Genomic DNA, 21,070 nt, shown 5'->3' on the forward strand with positions numbered 1-21,070 from the left:
TCTGTCCATAATGTATTGATTTAATTTAAAGCGGGCAGCTGAAAAGCAAAACTGAAAGAAAAAATAGATATTTAAACTATGACAGTGCAGCGAAGGCAGAAACCTGTTTGATGAATACCTGGCAAAGCTATGATTAAATAACCCAATAAAAGAATTTTTAATAAGTTGATTATCAAAAATTTATTCGTAGCTTTCCCGCATTAAACAATTGTTTGCATAATGCGGATGATTTTAATCCATATTATGCCAGTATCTTATTCTATTCAGGAACCCCAAACCCAAACCCAACCTTCAGATTCGCAGATTTCACGCCAGGTCAAAATTGCCTATTTAATTATGGTTCATCATAAGCCACAGGCATTTAAGGACCTGTTCCAGAAAATTTACACCAAGGACCAGTTTTATCTCATTCATATTGACCGGAAAGCAAAACCGGAAGTAACGGAAGAGATCCAGCTGTTTCTTACGCGGTTCCCCAATGCCTATGTCCTGGAAAGCATGAATATTGTTTCGGGAGGGTTCAGCATGATCCAGGCAGAGCTCAATGCCATGGAATACCTTCTGAATGTCAGCCGGGAATGGGATTACTTCATCAATCTCAGCGGCAGCGATTACCCGCTGAAATCCCAGAATATCATCCGGAAGTTCCTCTATGAACAAAGAGGACGCAACTATCTTTTTTATTATGACCAGAAATTTTACCGGCCCGATACGCTGCAGAGGATACAGAACCATTTCACGGAACTTACCCATAAAATTTCTTCCCTGATCTACAAAAGGGAATTTATGAAAGGAGTTATTCCCTATATAGGCGGGAAATGGCTGATCCTTACCAGGACAGCATGTTCTTTTATGACGAACAACAAAAGGGTGATGGATTTTGAGGACTATTACCTCCATACTTTGCTGCCGGCTGAATCATTTTTCCAGACGGTGCTTATGAATACTGAATTCAACGAGGTCATCATCAATGATGATAAAAGGGCTGTGATGGAAACACCTTCATTATTCGGCAGGAAACCGGACCCTGATGAAGTGATCGCTGCCCTGAAATCAAGCAACCAGCTGTTCATCAGGAAAATGAACCCGGTTACGGATGAAGCTGTTTTCAACCATATTAAAGAAAGTTTTGATCAGCCCCTGCCGGAAATCAACGAGATCGAACGGGAGCTGAAAAAAGGCCGCCATCAGGATAACTGACGGAAGCCTTTTGTGCTTTAAAACTGATAAACGACGGCATTGATGTTCATCCCCGCTCCTACGGAAGCAAAGAGCACCACATCGCCTTCCCTGATATCGTGGGTATCCAGCTCTCCTTTCAGGATCATGGAAAGCAAAGTCGGTATCGTAGCCACGCTGCTGTTACCCAGTTTGTGGATGACCATAGGCATGATATTATCGGGCACCGGCATTTCGTAAAGCTGGTAAAACCTGTTGACGATGGCTTCGTCCATCTTTTCGTTGGCTTGGTGGATGATGATCTTATTCAGACGGCTGATATCGTACCCACTGTTATCAAAACATTTTTTCATGGCTTCCGGGACCCTCAGCAGAGCGAACTCGTAGATTTTCCTGCCGTCCATTTTAATGTATTTAGTATCCGGGCAGCTTTCTGTATTGTAGGACTTCCCGAAATGCAGAAAGTCTTTTTCATTGAGGGTATAGGATGCTGATAAATGGGATTTGATCCCGGAATCATCCTTGTCGTTCCGTTCCAGAATCACTGCGCCCGCACCATCGGCATAGATCATGCTATCACGGTCATGTACATCCACTACCCTAGAAAGGGTTTCCGCACCTATGACGAGGCAACGTTTAGCCATACCGGATTTTATAAAGGCATGGGCCTGGATCATTCCTTCGATCCATCCCGGACAGCCGAACAGCATGTCATAGGCTACGCAAAAATTGTTTTTGATTTTCAGCATGTGCTTTACCCTTGCAGCCAGGCTGGGAACGGCATCGGACTGTATAGTCCCGAAACGGACATCCCCAAAATTGTGGGCGAATATAATATAGTCAAGCGTTTCAGGATCTATTCCTGAGTCTTCTATGGCATCCTGAGCGGCAATCAGCCCAAGATCCGAAGTCACCTGATGGCTTCCGGCATACCTTCTTTCTTCAATACCCGTAATTTTTTTCAGCTTTTCCGTAATGGATGCGTTATCGTCCTTTAGCTGCGCTCCGTCTTCGCTGAGGAAAACGTGTTGATTAAAAAAAAGGTTGGTAATAGTCTCTTCCGGAATGTACTTACCCACTCCTGTAATTTTACTGGTCATCTTTTATGCTTTATAGTGAAAATGCTGACTTTACTTTACGATATGACACTCATAGCCATGTAAAACTTGCGATTCAGCAGGAAATAAAAATATTCTGATTCTTATTTGTAATTAAGAAAGTTAAAGGTAGACTAATAAAAATGAAATACACCATAAATCATAATGTATTTCAATATTTAGTACATAAGACTGTACGGAAAGTGTCCAGAATAGATCGGGACAGGCCATACAAACCATAGTTAGTTGTGGTTTGGTTTACGGGTGCTGCTGTGCTTTTGACGGGTCATCATAATTGACCATCCAGTGGATGCCGAACTGATCCGCAAACATCCCGAAATAGGCGCCCCAGAAAGTTCCGGCGATGGGCATGGTTACCTGGCCACCCTCGGAAAGCCCGTAAAACAAACGGTCTGCTTCTTCCTGAGATTCCGTATTGATGGACACAGCAACGTTGTTTCCCTGCACAAAACCTGAAGACCAGGCACTGCCGGTATCGCTTCCCATTAGTACGGTTTCAGTGGAAATGGGAAGGGTGACATGCATGATTCCATCCTTATCTTCATCCGGAACAGGATTATCATCTGAAGGCGGCATATCTCCGAAGGTTCCGATATATTGGAATTCCCCGCCGAAAACGGATTTGTAAAAATCAAACGCTTCCCTGCAATTACCGTTGAAGGTAAGGTATACATTAACTGTTGCCATAGCTGCTTTATTATTTTTTTGTTTGTTGAATATTTATCTGTGCTGATCTATCAGGATCATATTCCCGTCCGGATCTTTCAGGAAGATGTGTTCCGGGCCTGAAGAAGATTCGTCCGCTTCTTTTTCAGGCGTGATGCCATTGTCTTTAAGGTGCTTCTGTATATCCCGGACGTCATCGAATACCTCCAGGTTATGCGCATTCTCATCCCATCCCGGGTTGAATGTAAGCATATTCCCGTCGAACATGGCCTGAAAAAGCCCGATCAGGCTAGTTCCGTTTTTCATGATCAGGTAATTCTGTTTCATGTCTCCGCCCATTGTGCTGAATCCCAGCTTTTCATAAAACTCCCTTGATTTTTCAAGGTCTTTCACACTCAGGCTTACGGAAAAGGCTCCTAATTTCATATGGTTTTATTGAATATTAATATGGTTTGCCAGGATTATTACTGGTTTTTCATGTAGGTTTTAAAATCCATTGTCCCGTCATAGCTTTTCCAGTTGCCGGTAAGTTCAATGGACTGGCCTTCCACCTGCTCCGTTTTAGGGTTCCAGTGGAAAGTGTAGGTGAATTTCCCCCTGAACGTCCCGGAATGCTTTCCCTTGTCTTCCTCTGCAAGTTCATAATCGCCGTACACGACTCCTTTCTTTCTTGAATCCTTATATTTTGTTATGGTAAAGGTGCCTTCAAACTTTGTGTAATTCTTGTCCACCAGAGAATAGCCGGAAACAAAATACTGTTGGTCGTCTTTCTTATTCTGTTCGGAAATATTGATTTTCAGGCGGATATTTTCGCCACTGTTCCCGATCGTTCCGGAATACGGGCGGCTTCCGTTCAGCCATACATTAGAGATGTTGGGCATTTGGGCAAAGGCTAAACCTGATATCAGGGTGAATAGTAAAATGAGTTTTTTCATGGTTAAGTATTTTTTTAGACTCCGAATTGTGCCAGATGATGGTTGAGATGCTTGGCGAGCATATTGTTCCATTCCTGGGCAGTCAGCTTTCCGAACGAAAACGAATCTTTGCCGTCAAACGCAGATGCACCCAGCTGCTGTGTTTTCTGGATGAATCCTATCAGCCGTTTCTTTTCCGCTTCAAAATTTTTAGGTTCCGTGATCAGGAACTGAGGCGAGGTGGGCCCGTTTTTAGCGTATGCTTTTTCGCCCACTACTTTAGGCTTGACAAAGTTTTTCAGGATAAATTTAGCAATGGAACCCGGCTTCTTATGCTTTTCCGGTTCGTAGATCATTTCATAGGATACGCAGCAGTGTGCGAGCATCTGGTCTACCGTCATTTTCCCCCATAAAGCCTGGGTTTCCGGTGTAAGATGGTTGATCCTGTCGATGTAATTCTGAGCCTCACGGGCATCAAAGATATTTTCCATAGTTGTTTATTTGTCCGGTCACAAATATATCAGTTTTTTGCGATGATATGATATACTGAGGTATTAAAGGATGAGCCGGAAGAACAATATTTGATTGTTTTATCTTAAACAGAATTCATTCAGATTATTAGTCCTAAAATTTAACGCGTTATTTCAGGGATGTTTTATTAATTACGTATTCAGTGAACCAATTGGGAAAATTTTCGGCATTTACATTAACCGTTAATGCCATATTGTCTTTCTCGGCGATCATGAGCATTTCATCTGAATTGTCAAACAAAAACGCACGATCTACTAATTTTAATGCGGGATAAAGATTTTGTAACGTATTAACATACCTCTCTAATGAATGAAGTGATTAATGCCGCTTCGTAACTGTGGGTATCACGTGATTTATCTACAATGATATTTTCTTTGATCTCAATATCTATTTCGTGTCCTGTTTCCAGGGACTTCTGTAGAAGTGTTTTTGCATTTGCACTCTTTAGGAAAGTATTGAGGTCATCCTTATTTTAAAATTTATTACTACTAAAATACCAATAATTCTCTTAATGTCTATTTTTTAAGAAATTTGTTATGCTCTTCTTAAATGGGTCATAATCATCTGCTTATTCATTGGGCTGGAAATCATCATCTATGTAGTTTTTCAAACACATAAATTTACATTATTCTTTTCAGTTTACCCGCCGAGGCTGTACAGGGATCGCTCTTTTGGGTAGGGCGTATGGACCAGCTTCGCTTTATGGCACACCAGATGTGTGAAATAGGATTTGTGCCCGGTTTTGGGTTCTTCAAAAATTTCCGATTCCCATTTGATCCAGACGATAATATCATCCCACTTCCGGAATTTGTGCAGATAAGGTTCAAAGTGGCACCGCACTTCAAAATGCTGGTTTTTTTTATCTCCCCGGAATTTCAATACCATAGTTTTTTCCCCGGGCATCGGGCTTTCTGCAATAATAGCACTCAGTTTCATTGCTTATTTTTTTCAAAGTAGCGTATTTAATGCGACAAAACTTGACGCATTACAACAGAGGTGAAATTTTTTTCTGAAAATATAATGATGAAATAATATTATTCTTTTGCTGTTTCCCTAGTTCCTTCCGGTTTTTCCTTTTCCAGGAGTTCTATCCGGTTATCAAAAGGATCCATAAACGAAAACCGCTGCTGTCCGGGAATTCGTATCTCTTCTTTTATGTTTACGTTGTGGGTGATAAGGTATTTTTTTATGGCCTCTAAATTTTCTACCTCAAAAGCGGGATGCCTTTTTGATTTGCTGATGTTGTCTTCTGTGCCGATATGAAGCTGGATATCTGCAATGCGATACCAGAGCCCTCCGTTAGCGATGAGCGCTTCAGGCTTAGGAATCTCGGTTAATCCAATAATATCCGTATAAAAACGTCTTGCTTTATCTTCCTGCCCTGTGGGGATGCAGATTTGAACGTGATCAAGCCTTTTAAATTTAATCATCGGTTGCGTTTTATAATGTTGTTATAGAAAACTTAGAAATCTCAACCTGAAAAGAACAACTTTATACAATGATTCTAGATATCTTAAAACATAACCTTCTTTCTTAATTCAGAAATCCTGTAGCCAACGCTTTTTTATAGTTATTAAGTACTCTTTCGGTTTCAAAGCCTTTCAACTGCCAAAATAATTTATATGTTCTTATAGATAGTACTTAATTTCTTTTTACTTCTGATTGCTTCATCAATTTCTTTATCGGTAATATTCTTAACTATCTTAAAAAAATTATCGATTTCAATTTCAAAGTAATTACAGATAACATACAGATTTTCTAAGGTAGTATTGGGCAATGTTTCTTCTCTTGCTGAATTCCAAGATTTATTGTATTTTTCAGAAATATCATCATTTAAATATTGCTGAGTCATAGGCTTTTTATCAATCAGAATTTCTGTTCTTAATTTCTTTAAAGCCAATCCTACAGCCACTTTATATCTAAATATTTCTTTATGAAATTTCATATGGTAAAATAATCTATAAAAGATTACACACTCAACGACGTAAGTGTCGTTATTTTTATTATATTTGCATTATAGGTTACAGTAAACGTAACTTTGCGATACTTCAACGAACAAAAGAAGCTATTGCTTAGAATCTCGATTCGAAAACTGGTAATTTTTAGTACACGAGACGATAAGCGGGAAGCTCACGACCTAGGCGTGAGTTCTCTTATCTGTGTACAAGGTATACCAGTACCCCGAATCGGATATGTAGAGCTCCACGCCGTTTTTATTTCATGCAGTCCGCTGTATCTACAAATGTTCTAAGCCAATCCTTCTCAACGATAGAGTGTTATATAAGTGTTAAGTGTGTTTTTTAGGATGTACCGGCTTACAGCCGTATATGTCTTATGCTTTCCGGTGCCCGGAGGCCACTGCTTTTGATCCTTTGGTTACCCGGTTCTTTTTCTCCGCCAATGGGCATCAGGAAAGCTTTTTTTAAAACACGAATAACTTGCTTTTAAGTTTGCAGTTACAAAAGAACAGTTCATAAAACAAACCGTTCCGGGAATTCCTATGCACAACCGGAACCTCATCAACACAAAAAAACATAGTATGAAAAAAGAAACCTCAGATTTACAATCCCGGCTGAAACCAAGCCCTAAAAAGCATTCCAGCCTGAAAATGATGGAACATTTCTTCCAATCTGTCGACCTCAACACAGCCAAAGACCTTTTGAATACCATCATGCAGTATGCCGTGCAGAAAAGAGACTGGATCAATGAAGACCTTTCCGTGATGGTCCATTTCCACCAGTCGATGCGATCATTCATCCGTGCCGGGTATTTCATGCGGATGAAAGCAAAAAAATGGATGCTCATCAATTCAACTGAAACCTCATCCCCACTCATGCAGGGCTTTCTTTCCGATTCAGAATACCAAAATCCCCTACTGGTTTTTCATTCCGCTTTCATCGATTATAGAGTCAAGGAATTTGATTATTTCCTGTGCGGGATGGTCTACTTTTCCCTCGGCGCCTACCGCTGCGGACCGGAAAAGAATATGGTGGGTCCTTATATCCATCTGATGAAGATGCTGGATGCAGGGTTTATCATTCTGGAACGGAGAAAGGCTTTTTTAGAAAGTAAAGAGGATGAAGAAGGTGAATAATGCGAAAGGTGAAGGTTTGATGGATGGAGATTGTCTTTCATTTTATCTGTACAGGCTTGTGTTGCAGTGAGAAAAACCTCATAGGTTTTGAAAACCTATGAGGTTTGAATGCCTGTCAGATCATTTTATTTTTTGCTCGCTGATGGTACAGATTACGCAGTTTTTTTTATTTACATCCTGGACAGAGGAGATTGATAAAGTAAATGATGGAGCTTTTCTGATGAAATTTGTACTCGGTATTTGATTTTTATAAGCTTATTGGCAGTGAGAAAAACCTAACGGGTTTTGGAAACCCGTTAGGTTTAGAAATAGGTGATCTCTAATGAAACCTTCAAGGTTTTAAAAACCTTGAAGGTTTAGGAGGGAAACTATTGGAATTCCATAAAAAAGCTGCAATAACAAGTATTGCAGCTTTTGGCTTATGATGAATAAGTTTACTCAGAAATGGTAACCTGCGTTCCCTGGGTATGCGCATTCATCTGTGGCGCATAATAGTTCTGGATGGTCGTGATTCCATTGGAGAACTTACCGGAAGCATTGGCGACTACATCGTATTCAAATACATAATTCCCTTTCGGCATCGCCTGGATGTAGAAGTTGGTGGATGCATCTTTGGCCGACTGGTAATAGCTCAGTCCGTTTTTCCACTGATATCCGGAAAGTACATCTGCCGGCTCAAATCCTGCTGCGCGCATGTCTTTGATATGGATGAATTCCATTGGGCGGTCCGTATTCAGGATCATTCTTACGGTTACGCGGTCTCCGGTTTTCAGAGGCGTCTGCGCGGAAATCGGCTGCAGCTCTTCTCCGTTCACAGTCTTGATTTTTCTGTACAGCTCCTTGCTTACGGAAAGGTAAGTTTCGGAAGACTTTATTTTATCCAGGTCTTCGTAATATTGCCAGAACAATCCTCCCTGCACGATTCCAGGGCCAGGCTTGGTAACGGTAACGGTAGCAAGGTTTTTATCCAGTGCATCGCTTTTTACGGTTGATTTCACATAACCCGTAGCCTGGGTCTGTGGCTGGATCTGTTTTCCACCCCAGACAATTGTCGCCTGGTTGCTTTCTGTACCGGTCCACGACTGCCCTGAATTCAGGATGGTAAAGATCACTTCTGCCGTAGCCCTGGAACTGCCCCATGAATTCACTTCTTTCTGGGTTACCAGCCATATTTTCAGGTCTTCAATGAACTGCTGATCCTGCGGTCTCAACAGGCTGAACGCTTCAATCGCTCCGGCATGGTTCACGACTTTCGAGCTGAACCAGCCCCAATCGTCCAGGTTCTGTTTCCAGTAGGTTCCCTGGGTTTTTGTTTCTGTAGAAGTTTCTTTCAGGTAGTTCATCAGCTTATCGGAAACATCCTTATGGCCATAACTGTTCATCAGGAGTGCAATACGGTGAAGCCCGAAGAAAGTAAGATCCGTCATCTTCACGGTTTTAGCCTGCTGCTGAACCAGGGTTTTCAGTTGGGCACCTTTTCCTTTAAGAGGGTATTGCTGTTCCCAGTAATGCCTTGTATTAAGGTAATCCAGGATCATGTTGTTCCATACTTTATCCTTGCTGCTCACGCCGTTCGTATATTTGCTGATCTCAGTATCGGTATACTCCACGAGTTTGGCCACCATCGCGTTTTGTTCTGAATCCTGATAGTCTTTCATATTGCCTTTCAGCCATTGGTTGATTTTCCCAAGGTTCCTGAGGATATACAACGAAACCCCGTATGAGCTCGGATACCCAGGATACCAGGAGAAGCCACCATCCGGATTCTGAAGGTTTTTCAGCTCTTCCCAATCCTGCGACGTGGAATTTTTCATGGTGTTGGCATCGAACAGCAGTGCCAGCTTTTGCATCTGTTCCTGTTCATTGCTGCTTCCCAGTACCCAAGGCGTTTCTTCCAGTAACAGCTGTTTAAGCTCCTGATTTTTTTCAAGATTCGACTGTAACAGGCCTTTGTTCTGATATTCTTCAAAGACTGTTTTCATTTTCGGATTGGCTTTGAAGATCTCTGAGGCGAGGACATCGGCGAACCATTTGTTGAAAATAACGTCTGCGGAATTGTTCAGGTCATTTTTCATTGACGGAAGCGCAAACATGATCTCCCATACCGGATTGGTCGTCAGTTCAAGGGTATTGGACACGTTGGAAATGGTTTTTGAGTTCGCATTTTTAAGCTGATCCAGCACAAATGTTTTGGTTTCTCCTTGTTTTACGAATACCGGAACGGCATCAGTTACCAGCATCCTGTTCGGAAGCACGGCTACGGCCTGCTGCTCACCATCGGAATACTGTCCAGCTTTGGCTACCACTTTAATGATAATGGAAGACAGATTTTCAGGAGCTTTCAGCTTCCAGGTCAATGCAGCGTTTCCATTTTCAGCCAATTCAAAATTCTGTACACCTGCGTTCAGCCCGAACTTAGAGGATATATCCTCGTTGGTAAAGGCATCCAGGATTTGCAGGCTTGCTGAACCGTTTAGCTTTTTATCTGTCAGGTTAGACAGCCTGGACTGGAGGTTCAGTTCATCACCTTCCCTTAAAAACCGCGGATAATTAGGCGTCACCGAAAATTCTTTCTGGGTAACTACTTCTTTTTCCAGCGTGGCTGCTCTGGCATCTTTGGTATGGGCCAGGAACATCAGCTTCCATTTGGTTAATGCTTCCGGAGAAGTAAATTCAAAACTTACATTGCCTTCGGAATCGGTTTTAAGGTCCGGATAGAAGAATGCTGTTTCGTTTAAGTTCTGGCGAACAGCAACTTTATCCAGATCTTTTCCTTCAACTAAGCTGTCTGCTGAAGCTGCTTTATCAGCACTTGCCATAGCTACTTTGCTTTTATATCCTCTAACTACGACTTCTTCCACGGAAGATTCCTTTTGCACTGATGGTGCAGCTACTTCACTGATCGCTACTCCCCGAACCCTGCCTTGAAGCATATTAAGATTATATCTGCTGGTTAGGTTTCCGTCAAACCAACTGAAATCGGGAACCATAACATCTCTGTTATTGAAATAAGGCAGTCTTTTCTGGTAATATTCAGATAATAGGTTTGGGTTCATCGTATAGGAAGTGATCACGGAATACGGCACATTCATCTTCTGCCAGTCGAAGCTGTTGGAAGCAAACTGATCCAGAGACATATCATACATATTCGCCAGTACTTCAGCATTAATCTTTTCTTTCTGGTTACCTGTAACTTTTACCGACCATTTTTCTTTGGATCCCGGCTCAATTTTGTCCCTGAACGTCACCGTTTCTATCTTTAATGGCGCTTCTGAATCTTTGATCTTGAGTGTAACAGATTCTGTCTGGATATCATTGAAGGCTACCACCTGAAACTGGATATTCAGTTCATTGACCGCTTTGTCTTTCGGGATATCTGCCCTGTATTCAAGCACCCCGTTTTTCATCTGGCGGGTTTCCGAAAGCGTTTTTCCGGAACCGTCCTGGACAAAAACATTCACCTGGGCATCCGGAACTGCGGAATAGGCATAGATTACCGCACTTCCGCCCCGTGTAAATTCTCCTTTAGGCGCTACCACACTTAAGAAAGGCTTCTGGTCCGGATGTAAAGCTTTCTTATCCCATACACTGAAATACTGTTCCGTTTTGATGGTATCTTTTCCCTCGATATTGTACAATTCAAGCTTATAATCACCAGCCTGAAGCGGACCAAGGTCAAGTGTTTGCTGATTCTTTTCTGCGCTGTTCAGCACTACAGCGGACACTTTCCGTTCTTTCGGTTCGTCATTTTTATCATAGAAATCATGCGGGAATTTGCTGATGAATTCAGGTTTTGACAGCTTATGAAGATCCTGTACCGCAGCCTGAAAGTTGTTCCTGAAAATCCTGTCCGCAGATTGCAGCCTGGAAAGGTTCACTTTATATGCTTTTTTCAGCTCCTGGTCGTTATAATTTTTCGTTTCTACTTTGGTTGTTACATTTTCCCCGGCAAAAACATTGTTAATTTCACCGGCTTTGATATAATGTGACACCGAAGCTACCTTAAGCTGGGTTTCGGCCGACTGGGTTTCGCCATTAATATCCGTTACAGAAGCATTGATTTCGTAATTATCGATCTGAACGCCTTCCCGTTTCTCATCTTTTTTCAGGTCAACACGGATGGTAAACTCTCCTTTCTCATTGGTTTTGGCTTCTCCAAGAACAGAGTTTTCATTGTTGTTGCCGTTATCATACCAAGGGAAATACCTCCAGCGGATATCACGTTTTTTTATTTCATACTGTACCGTGGTATTGCTGAGCGGCACACCGGAGAACATCATGGCTTTTCCTTTGAGCATAATGGTCTGTCCATACTGGTATTCTTCCTTCACAGGCTCAAATGTCACTTCAAATTTGGGTCTTTTGTATTCCTCTACCCGAAAGTCTTTTTCTGCTTCCTGATCTCCGTCAGTCCTCAGGTAAAAAGTGCCGTTCAGCTTACCTTTGGGAAGGATAAAGCTGCCGTGGTAAGACCCGAATTCATTGGTAGTAAATGTCTGCGAAGAAATGTCCTCATCATTGGCATCTACCAGCGTGATCTTCTGTTTCAATCCGGCCACTACAGATTCGGTTTCTTTCTTGATCCGGGTGTTGATGACCTTAAAGTAAACGGTCTGCCCGGGACGGTAGATCGCGCGGTCCATAAATATCTGTGCCATGGTACGGTCTTTCTGCTCAACATTATTTTCAGGACTGTTATCACCATAAGAACGCATTATCTGGAAATCATTGGTTGCCGGCTGATGAATCAGGAACGTCCTGTAATACTCTTCGTTTTTAGTGGCCGGAAGCCTGAATGTTCCGTCTGAACCGGTGGCACCATTCGTTTTGCTCGAATTATTGTTTCCGGCATATTCATAAAAAACCATTTCTGTTTTCACCGGTTTCCCGTTTTCACTGCTGACCAGCTTCAGCACATCTGAGTCACTTCGGTCATCTCTTTTACTTTGGTAAATGATTTTATGATCAGAAACCAGGAACCAGAAATTCTTTTCCTGGTTTTCATCTTTCACCTTATCGCCCGGAATAGTATATTCAACCATGTAAATACCTGACGGTAAAGGCTTTATTTCCAAAGCTGTGGTATGGTTACGGAAATCCTTAAGATTCGGCAATGTATAATCCTCTTTCCTCACTAAGTTTTTAGGAACCTTATTTACGAAATCCCCATAAGGATTGGATAAGTACTGCATGAACGGGAGGATATCCTTTACCTCGTAAATATTCAGCGAAAATGTTGAAATGTTTTTATGCTCTGCTACAAGCTGAATCGGACGCTTGCTTTGCGCCTGCTGCTCATATCTCAGCTGCAGGTACGGATTGGTAATCTGGTTTTCGGTATTCTTGATGTTATCCAGGAAAAGTGATTTAGGATAACGGCTTTTGGCCTGCTCTGCCACTGCCAATGCTTCTTTCTCTTTGTGGCTACCGATAAGCTCCTGCATGATTTCCTGCATGATCACCACTTTATAATCGCCTTCTACATTTGATTTCAAAAGGTTTTGAAGGCCTTCCAGACGGTTTTTACATGCTGTAAAACTACAGTTCTGTGCCCATTTACGGTGCATGAAGTACAGTTTTGCATTTCCTGTGTTATCTGCGATAAGCCCGTCATACAAACCATTGATCTTCTTCTGGTTTTCCGTAATCTCGTTCTTTGTAAAAAGATTTGAATTGGACAGGAATTCAATTTCCTGTATTTCATACCAGTCGGACAGCGTAGGAAAGTAAACCAGGTCTGCCTTCTCCGGGAAAAGGTCTTTATAGGTTGCTAAAGAGATCTGCCGCATTTCCTGCCTCTGCGCATCCAGTGCAGCAAAGTTTTTGAGCAGGTAATTTTTAAAGGCCAGGCTGCTCCAGGTTTCAATCTGTGAGAAATCCCGGGTATCCAGGTTGGTGCGGCCGTTGATCCTCCATGAATTACGGTTATAATAATTCATAAAAAACTCATTGGCCAGGGTATCGTACAATAGTTTTTCTTTTCCTTTCAGCTGCTTTCCGGCAGTCTGTATCTTAGCAAAAAAAGTGGAGACTGCATTATTGTTTTCCTGATCTTCAGTCTCGTTGATGATGCTGAATTCCGCTTTCAGGGAACGGATCAGCTGAAGTACATTATTGTCTTTCATGGCCTGATTTTGGATATCCAAAACAATAGGAAGATTGGATTTAAAAGTTCCCTTCCCGATGTTCCCTTCTATTTTTTTCCACTGCTCATCATAGTATTTCTGTGCAAAAGCTCCGGATGAAACCAGCAGCAGAAGGAAAAAAACAAAAATCTTGCAAAGTCTTTTCATAAGTGTTATTTTTGATCTGATGAATTTATTAAAAATACTGAAAAAATCCATTGTAGACAGCCAATTGTATGTCTCATTAATGGGAACCCTTTTTGCAGTATTTTTCATGAAAGAGCAAAACACGTTCCGATGGCCTACGGTGCTCTTTATTTTTATCACCTATTTCAGCGGTTACCTGTACACCAAATACCAGAAAACAAAATATTTCCCGGCTATACTCGTGCTCAATGCTCTGGCAGGAATCGCCTGTGCACTGCTTATCATTTACAACCATAACGGCATCAGGCTGCTGAAATGGCTGGTAATCGTAATCTTAGGACTTTTGTACAACAGTTTTTTCCTGGATGTATACATCCGTAAAATCCCTTTGCTGAAAGTATTCTACGTAGGATTGGTCTGGGCACTGGTGAACTGCTGGCTCACGCTGCCGGAATTCAGCATCCCTATTTTTGTGATCAGCTTCTGTTTTATTACAGCTTTAGTATTGCCGTTCGACATCCGTGATATGAAAAGTGATGAGATGGAAACTTTTCCTAAACTGATCGGCGTCCAGAATACAAAATATATAGCCTACCTCCTTGTTTTTATCAGCCTGCTGACCGCTGTGTTTTATCTGGAATACCCATATGCCGCTGCTTTCTTTATCGCCTGCATCATTACTTTCGGATTTATCTACGGTTCAAAGAATGAAAACAGTGATGCCTATTTTTCTTTCGGGGTAGAAAGCTGTTCGGCACTTCCCTTTTTATTTCTGGCTATAATACAGTATTTTTGACCCATGATTATCAAAAGACTTTCCTTGTACAATTTTAAGAACCATACCGAAAAGAGGTTTGAGTTCTCACCGCAGATCAATTGCTTTGTGGGCAATAATGGTGTAGGGAAAACCAATATCCTGGATGCCCTCCATTATTTATCGGTCGGGAAAAGCTTCCTTGGAAATACAGACCTCAACAACATCAGGAAAGAGGAAGACTTCTTCACCATCGATGCAGAAGTGCTTAATGACGACAGTGAAGACCAGATCAAAATCTTCCAGCCCAAGGAATCCAAGAAAGTCATCAAAAAAAACGACAAGAGCTATGACCGGATGGCCGACCATATCGGTTATCTTCCCAGCGTCATGATTTCCCCCTACGATTCCAACCTGATTTCTGACTCCGGGGAAAGCAGGAGAAAGTTCCTGGACTCGATGATCTCACAGACCGACCCGGAATATCTCTTTGACCTGATCCAATATCAGAAAACCATCCAGCAGAGGAATGCCCTGCTGAAATATTTTGCCAAAAACCGGGTCTTCGACCGCGATTCGCTGGAGATCTATGATGATCCCATCACCGGACATGGTACCAAGATCTTTGAAAAGCGCAGGGAATTCGTCACCATGCTTAACCCAATCGTACAGAATTTCTATGGCATCATTTCAGGAGGAAAGGAAACCGTTTCCGTCCACTATGAGTCCCATCTGCTTGAGGACCGTTTTGAAAACCTGCTGAAAGACAACCTGGAAAAGGACCGCATGCTGACCTACACCTCCAAAGGAATCCATAAAGATGACCTTCTTTTTGAAATGGATGACCAACTCATCAAAAAAACCGGATCCCAGGGACAGCAGAAATCGTTCCTGATTTCCCTGAAACTCGCCCAGATGAGCCTGATCAAAGAACTCACCCGTAAAACCCCGATCCTCCTGCTCGATGATATTTTCGATAAGCTCGATGACACCAGGGTTTCCCAACTGATTGAGCTCGTTAACCGGGAAAGCTTCGGACAGATTTTCATCACGGACACACACCGGGAACGTACGGAAAGCGTTGTGAAGAAGATTAATGAGGAAAGCATTATCTTTGAGTTATGAGTAATGAGTAATAAGTAATGGGTAATGGGTAATAAATGATGATTGATGATTGATAAATGATGAGATGTTTTTCAAAATATTTATGTTGGTTTGATAAAAAAGAATTAAGATGAGAAAGAAGAAACGCGAATATCAATCCTCTGAGCTGGTGAAGTCTTTTGCCAGGGTTTACGGTTTTGAAGATAAGCTGCTGGCCTTTGAGATCAAGGATTTCCTGGAGGATTACCTGGATGAAAGCCTGTTTGCAGAGATCATCAGTGTAAACCTCGCTCATAAGGTAATTTCCATCAGGATCGGATCACCGCTCCTGAAAAACGATTTTAAAATGCGGAAAAGCTTCTACCTGAAAAAATTCCAGGACCAGTTCGGGGAAGAACACTTTACCGATCTTCAGATTTTGTAGCCACAGTGCTGCTCATCAGTTCATCCGCACGTTTATCCAGCCCGGATCTGATCGGCAGGAAGAATTTAAGCGGGTGCTTAAGGAAATACCTGAAAATCTCTCTGTAAATTTCACTTACCTGCCCGAAGTTCAGCTTCCTGGATCTGAATGCCAGAAACATGGAAAGGGAAAAGCTGACCAGGAAATTAAAAAATCCGATCAGGAAGACGGTAATAAAGGAAATCCAGAACGTATAGGTATCCACAGAAAAGTCTTTTCCGTACAATCCCAGCGCGAAGTTGCCCGCAGCAAAGGTAATGTGGCGGATATCCAGATCCAGTCCCAGAAACAAGCCTACCGGGGCCGTAGCGCCCAGGAATACCCCGAACCAGAAGTTGGACACGATTCCAGGCCAGTTCCGTGCGTAATATTTAGAAAGTCCCTTCGCAAATTTAGCCCCAAAAAATTTCCTGATCGAAAGGTTTTTGGCAATCCGTTCCGGGATCTGGTAAAAAACGGAGTTGTTTCCGATATTCCCTGATATGATCCCTGAAATAAACAGGTAAAAACCTGCAATACTGGCATGAAGGATCGCTTTGGACTTAAATGGGTCCAAATCCTTGAGGAGTTTATCCGAACGGTCGATGGCCAGGTTCTGGGAAAAGAATACATCCAGTCCGTAAATAATGGCCAAAGCCACCGGAAAAGACAGCAGTACATTTCCGACAAAAGCAATGAACTGGCTCCTGAACAGCTTGGAAACCAGATGCGCAAATTCCGTGCGGTTTCTCTGGGTATTGCCTTCTTCAGAAAGTACTTTGGTCATAGTCGCTGCCGTCATGGCCGGCTGTTTCGTAGCCAGCGTAAAGCGCATCAGGTAGATCATGACGAACCCCATCGCATAATTAAAGGAATAGAAAAAGGCATGGGAAAAATCACTTCCCGGAATATATCCGTACAGGACTTTCAGCACACATAATGCGCCAACAATGATGCCTCCCCCACTCGCTTTATAAAACATGGTCATATATTCCTTCTTTGTAGAAGTAATGTAATGGCTCCCGGTTTCTGCTGTATGGTTGGTGATCAGGTGGGAAATCAGACGTGTACTGTCGTTGATGAGTTCCGAAATATTGTTTTTATGAGACTTGTAGCTCAGGATATTAAATATCAGCTGCTTGGAATTCCGAGCAACATCCTCATCAGTATCTATTACCAGCAGCTGTATGGTTTCATAAATGCGCTGGATCTGCTGCCGGATCTTCAGCAGAGACTGGTTGATCTTCCCGGAAATCCCGTATTGGGATGAATTTTTAAAGGCGATATTCACAAATTCCAAGCATTGCTCGATGTAGATCTTGATCTGCTTATACCTGCCGTCTTTGGAATTCAGCTGAAGCTCCGGGTTCTGCTCAAGCTCTTCCGCAAGGTCTTCCAGCTCATTCTGCAACGCCAGGAACGGGTTATCGAAATTCCTGTACTCCGGCGCCATCCTCACCACTTCCACTTCCATTGCCATTCCTGTTACCCGCCAGGAAAGGATGTTCATGGAGAAGATCAGCTCTTTTTTCACTTCAGGCTTAATGATGAAATCTGCGGCCCCGATGATCTGCAAAAACTCGGTAAATTCGTTTTCGGGAAGGTTGTGCAGGAATTTCAGCTCGCTCTTCGGCGTCAGGCTTACATTATCAATCAGGTACCATACCGTATTCTCATGCTCTACCGGAGGAAGGATCTTGTTCAGGATCCTTTTTTTAAGTTCCGGGAAGAACGCATTTTCAGAAAGGATGTTAGCCTCGGTAAGCGACAGGTTGAAGGGCCGCTCCCTGAGGATGTTATGGATATAATACCCGAAGTTGCCGGCGATATTGGGATTGCTCCTGAAAGAATTCAGGACTTCTGTGAAATCAGCTCTTTTGGCACTGTCGAGAAACTCGGCAAAGGGCTCCAGCGAGAGGGTTTCGTTCCTGAAAGAAAAGTATTTCTTAAGAACTGATTCGAAATGGATACCGGAATTGAAAAGTTTCATGGGTACAAAGATACTATTTCAGGCTTATATTCCTCATCTGTCTCATAATCCAGTTATGTTTCCTGCTGAGGTAGGCTGAAGGGTTATTAGGATCATATTTCTTCGGGTTCGGCAAAACGGCAGCGATCCATGCCGCTTCCGAAGTCGTCAGGTCTTTGGCATGTTTCTTAAAATAATATTGGGAGGCCGCTTCTATCCCGAAAACACCCTGCCCCATTTCAATGGAATTCAGGTATCTTTCCAGGATGATGTCTTTACCCCAGATTTTCTCAATGATGAAGGTATAGAACGCTTCCAGCCCTTTACGGAACCAGCTCCTGCCCTGCCACAGGAAGATGTTTTTGGCTGTCTGCTGGGAAATGGTGCTCCCGCCTCTCAGCTTCTTGCCTTTTTCATTGCTTTTCATGGCCCGTTCAATGGCTTTATAGTCGAATCCGTCATGGACGAAAAAATTCTGGTCTTCCGAAGCGATGACCGCTTTCTTCACCTTGTCTCCCATTTCGTCGGATGAAATGTAATCCCGCTGCAATTTGCCATACTCCAGCAAACCTCCGATCTGGGTAATGGTGATCGGCGGGTTAAAAAACCTTCCCCAGACGATAAATACCACATTCAGGATCAGGATAATAAATATCAGTTGTTTGATTTTTTTCCACATAATCTTCGTAAACGAAATACAAAAATAAGGAATAAGTCCGATTTACGGCAGTTCTTTCATGTAAGTAAGCCTATAACCTGGGAAAAGTGACGGGTGGAAGATCTTGATGTAATCTTTCAGCACCACATCGGCTCGTACTACTCCGCTTTCAAAAAAGTCATTGGCTTTCTGCCTTTCGCGCCCTGTTATGACGTATATTTTGCCGTTGTTAAAAACATTCAGCCTGCTGTACAAAGGGTTGATGCTGAGCATTTCCTTTTTTGAAACATGGTTTCCGGCATTGACCCAATATTGAACGGAACCCGCTTTCGCATACACTTCTTCGAAACTCATGGTCACCGCTTTTTCATCGGTATTGTTCTGAAGGATATAATTGGCATGCGCATCTGTGATGAAACGGGCAGAAGACGTCCTTCCGCCCGGAAGGTACCAGACATCACCATACATTTCATTCGCCAGTACCACCGGTTTTTCCTTTGTTCCTGCTGCTTCTTTCTTCAGGCTCTTGTAATTCTGTTCTATTTCCTGGTATTTCTTTTCGGCTTCTTCAATTTTCCCCAGCAGCTTCCCGAACAATTTTAGGTATGCTGCTTTTTCCAGCGGCTGCTGTTCAAGGTATTCATCCAGGAAAATGACCTGAATGCCGTTGTTTTTCAGGAGCTGGTAAGTATTGTCGAAACTGGCGATATAATTGGTCAGTATGGCGTCAGGTTTCAGGGCCAGGATCTTTTCTACATTATATTTCTGCTCATTGCCCACATCCTGTATTTTCCCCTGCTGTACGAGTTGCTGAATTTTTTCAGAATAAATATATTCCGGGCTGGATACTCCCGCAATGGCATTTTCCGCACCCAGCTCAGTGATGTACCCGGCCATACTGGCATTCAGCAGCACGATTTTTTTGAACGGGAACTTATTTTCATCAATGGAATAGGTGAAATTTCCGGATTTCAGTTCCAGCTTCTGATCAGCTTCCCGGTACTGTAGCCTTCCGGAAATGGAAGTCCAGTCTGCGGATGAAATTTTTGGTTCTCTTTTACAGCCAATTAGCGTCCAGGCCGCGAATAATACTAAAATTTTCAGTTTCATCTTTCAAAGAAAAGAAAAAAGTGCTATATTTGCAAACCATTAAACAACGGCCTCGTGGCGCAACTGAATAGCGCATCTGATTACGGCTCAGAAGGTTACAGGTTTGAATCCTGTCGAGGTCACAAACAGCCAAATGGCTCAATTTAATCTAAATTGAGCCATTTTTTTTGGTGCCAGGTTAATCCTTTTTAGAGTAATAAAAACCTGATCTGAATTATTACAGGATCACTTCATAATTCGATGTCAAATGATAAGCTGTTTATCATGCGAAGTTTTATTTTATTGCTTTAAGCTAACCTAGCAGTCAACGGACATCATATTGAATCGTCAGTGGATTAAAGTTAGGATCACGGAAGGTCTTTCCTTTAAACATATCAATATCAGATGAAGTAATTATGGGATTTGCACCTGCTTTACTTGCTACAATAGCACCCACAGCGCTGGCAAAATCCATAGCCTCATCCGGTTTTCTATTCGATAACAATTGGGCAATCAAACTTGCCAGAAATGAATCACCTGCACCAACGGTGTCAGCTACTTTTACCGGATAACCGCCGTGCCGGTACATTTTGCCCTCCCATAAAAGTAATGAGCCGTGTTTTCCTAAAGTGACGCAAATGGAATTGGTGTTTGTTCTTTCTGAAATGAAACGGATGTTTTCTTCCAGATTACCAGATGTGAAGCCTAACGCAGAAGCGATTTCCAGGATTTCCTCATCGTTGAATTTGATGAAATCGGCTTTGTTCATGAGTTGTTCCAGAAGTTCCATGTTGTAAAAAGGCTTTCGCAGATTCACATCAAAAACCCTGAACATATCCGGGTTGGAATCCAGGAGGCTGATCAGTGTGTTTTTTGAAACCTCATTCCGGCATATAAGGCTTCCGTAGAAGAAGACATCGGCATTTTTAACAATGCTCAGTATGTTTTCATTGGTTTCGATAAAATCCCAGGCCGACGGAAATTTGATTTCGTAGGTTGCAGAACCACGCTCGTTCAAACTGACCTGTACTATTCCCGTATCATAATCATCGGTTGTGATCATTCCGCTGGTATCAAGCTGATTTTCTTTGATGTAATCACAAATGACCTGACCGTCTTCATCATTGCCCACCGCACTTATCATCGCTACCGGAAACCCGAAAGATGCCGTTCTGAGTGCCAGATTAAGCGGTGCGCCGCCGATTTTCTTTTCTTCCCCAAAAACATCGAAGAGTACCTCTCCAAAACTTACCGCATTGATTGTATTGTTTAAAAACATG

Annotated in this window: 18 protein-coding genes and 1 tRNA gene; 6 read left to right on the forward strand and 13 right to left on the reverse strand. The window is 42.4% G+C overall.

The genetic code is table 11. The features are described from left to right. Positions 1-243 precede the first annotated feature (243 nt). A complete protein-coding gene (locus tag QE404_RS08495) occupies positions 244-1,200 on the forward strand; it encodes a beta-1,6-N-acetylglucosaminyltransferase (RefSeq protein WP_307449237.1) in 957 nt (318 codons plus the stop codon). Between the two features lie 17 nt (positions 1,201-1,217). Here QE404_RS08495 and QE404_RS08500 read toward each other — a convergent pair whose 3' ends face one another. The 8 genes from QE404_RS08500 to QE404_RS08535 all read right to left on the reverse strand — a co-directional run bounded on the left by QE404_RS08500 (position 1,218) and on the right by QE404_RS08535 (position 6,353). After that, complete coding sequence (locus tag QE404_RS08500) at positions 1,218-2,279, reverse strand: 3-oxoacyl-ACP synthase III family protein (RefSeq protein ID WP_307449239.1); 1,062 nt, start codon at positions 2,277-2,279, stop codon at positions 1,218-1,220. A gap of 255 nt (positions 2,280-2,534) precedes the next feature. Then, positions 2,535-2,984, reverse strand: a complete 450-nt coding sequence (locus QE404_RS08505; protein ID WP_307449241.1) for a VOC family protein — start codon at positions 2,982-2,984, stop codon at positions 2,535-2,537. A gap of 33 nt (positions 2,985-3,017) precedes the next feature. Continuing rightward, positions 3,018-3,389 (reverse strand): VOC family protein, encoded by a 372-nt coding sequence (locus tag QE404_RS08510; RefSeq protein ID WP_307449244.1) that lies wholly within the window; start codon positions 3,387-3,389, stop codon positions 3,018-3,020. A gap of 38 nt (positions 3,390-3,427) precedes the next feature. Continuing rightward, positions 3,428-3,898, reverse strand: coding sequence for a hypothetical protein (locus QE404_RS08515; RefSeq protein ID WP_307449246.1), 471 nt, complete (start codon positions 3,896-3,898; stop codon positions 3,428-3,430). 14 nt (positions 3,899-3,912) lie between these two features. Beyond that, positions 3,913-4,368 carry a DinB family protein gene (locus QE404_RS08520; RefSeq protein ID WP_307449249.1) on the reverse strand — a complete coding sequence of 152 codons (456 nt, stop codon included), beginning with the start codon at positions 4,366-4,368 and terminating at the stop codon, positions 3,913-3,915. A 679-nt stretch (positions 4,369-5,047) separates the two neighbouring features. Further along, positions 5,048-5,344, reverse strand: a complete 297-nt coding sequence (locus QE404_RS08525; RefSeq protein WP_307449252.1) for a hypothetical protein — start codon at positions 5,342-5,344, stop codon at positions 5,048-5,050. Positions 5,345-5,442: 98 nt separating this feature from the next. Continuing rightward, the gene (locus tag QE404_RS08530; RefSeq protein WP_307449255.1) at positions 5,443-5,838 is read right to left on the reverse strand and encodes a VOC family protein; all 396 of its coding nucleotides are present in this window, start codon (positions 5,836-5,838) and stop codon (positions 5,443-5,445) included. A 188-nt stretch (positions 5,839-6,026) separates the two neighbouring features. Next, entirely contained in the window at positions 6,027-6,353 is a 327-nt protein-coding gene (locus QE404_RS08535) for a hypothetical protein (protein WP_307449257.1), read from the reverse strand. A 594-nt stretch (positions 6,354-6,947) separates the two neighbouring features. Here QE404_RS08535 and QE404_RS08540 point away from each other — a divergent pair. Beyond that, positions 6,948-7,502 (forward strand): hypothetical protein, encoded by a 555-nt coding sequence (locus QE404_RS08540; protein ID WP_307449260.1) that lies wholly within the window; start codon positions 6,948-6,950, stop codon positions 7,500-7,502. A gap of 434 nt (positions 7,503-7,936) precedes the next feature. Here the strand turns inward: QE404_RS08540 and QE404_RS08545 are convergent, their stop codons facing one another. Beyond that, positions 7,937-13,795, reverse strand: a complete 5,859-nt coding sequence (locus QE404_RS08545) for an alpha-2-macroglobulin family protein (protein WP_307453823.1) — start codon at positions 13,793-13,795, stop codon at positions 7,937-7,939. A 19-nt stretch (positions 13,796-13,814) separates the two neighbouring features. Here QE404_RS08545 and QE404_RS08550 point away from each other — a divergent pair, with 19 nt between their 5' ends. The 3 genes from QE404_RS08550 to QE404_RS08560 all read left to right on the forward strand — a co-directional run bounded on the left by QE404_RS08550 (position 13,815) and on the right by QE404_RS08560 (position 16,056). After that, the gene (locus tag QE404_RS08550) at positions 13,815-14,570 is read left to right on the forward strand and encodes a hypothetical protein (RefSeq protein WP_307449270.1); all 756 of its coding nucleotides are present in this window, start codon (positions 13,815-13,817) and stop codon (positions 14,568-14,570) included. A gap of 3 nt (positions 14,571-14,573) precedes the next feature. Then, on the forward strand, positions 14,574-15,653 hold the full coding sequence (recF, locus tag QE404_RS08555) for a DNA replication/repair protein RecF (RefSeq protein WP_307449273.1): 1,080 nt from the start codon (positions 14,574-14,576) through the stop codon (positions 15,651-15,653). Positions 15,654-15,762: 109 nt separating this feature from the next. Further along, the gene (locus QE404_RS08560) at positions 15,763-16,056 is read left to right on the forward strand and encodes a hypothetical protein (RefSeq protein WP_307449276.1); all 294 of its coding nucleotides are present in this window, start codon (positions 15,763-15,765) and stop codon (positions 16,054-16,056) included. Here QE404_RS08560 and QE404_RS08565 read toward each other — a convergent pair. The 3 genes from QE404_RS08565 to QE404_RS08575 are packed head-to-tail and all read right to left on the reverse strand — an operon-like array spanning position 16,034 to position 19,811. Further along, positions 16,034-18,064, reverse strand: coding sequence for a recombinase (locus QE404_RS08565; RefSeq protein ID WP_307449279.1), 2,031 nt, complete (start codon positions 18,062-18,064; stop codon positions 16,034-16,036). The two genes, QE404_RS08560 and QE404_RS08565, sit on opposite strands and share 23 nt — an antisense overlap. 13 nt (positions 18,065-18,077) lie before the next feature. Beyond that, positions 18,078-18,722 (reverse strand): monofunctional biosynthetic peptidoglycan transglycosylase, encoded by a 645-nt coding sequence (mtgA, locus tag QE404_RS08570; RefSeq protein ID WP_307449282.1) that lies wholly within the window; start codon positions 18,720-18,722, stop codon positions 18,078-18,080. 42 nt (positions 18,723-18,764) lie between these two features. Next, positions 18,765-19,811, reverse strand: a complete 1,047-nt coding sequence (locus QE404_RS08575; protein ID WP_307449283.1) for an ABC transporter substrate-binding protein — start codon at positions 19,809-19,811, stop codon at positions 18,765-18,767. Positions 19,812-19,859: 48 nt separating this feature from the next. On the opposite strand from QE404_RS08575, the gene QE404_RS08580 reads away from it, so the two are divergent. Further along, a tRNA-Arg gene (locus QE404_RS08580) sits at positions 19,860-19,933 on the forward strand. Positions 19,934-20,115: 182 nt separating this feature from the next. On the opposite strand, the gene QE404_RS08585 is transcribed toward QE404_RS08580, so the two are convergent. Then, entirely contained in the window at positions 20,116-21,069 is a 954-nt protein-coding gene (locus QE404_RS08585; protein ID WP_307449286.1) for a carbohydrate kinase family protein, read from the reverse strand. Between the last annotated feature and the right edge of the window lies 1 nt (position 21,070).

The sequence above is a fragment of the Chryseobacterium camelliae genome, from assembly GCF_030818575.1.
Taxonomy (GTDB): domain Bacteria; phylum Bacteroidota; class Bacteroidia; order Flavobacteriales; family Weeksellaceae; genus Chryseobacterium; species Chryseobacterium camelliae_A.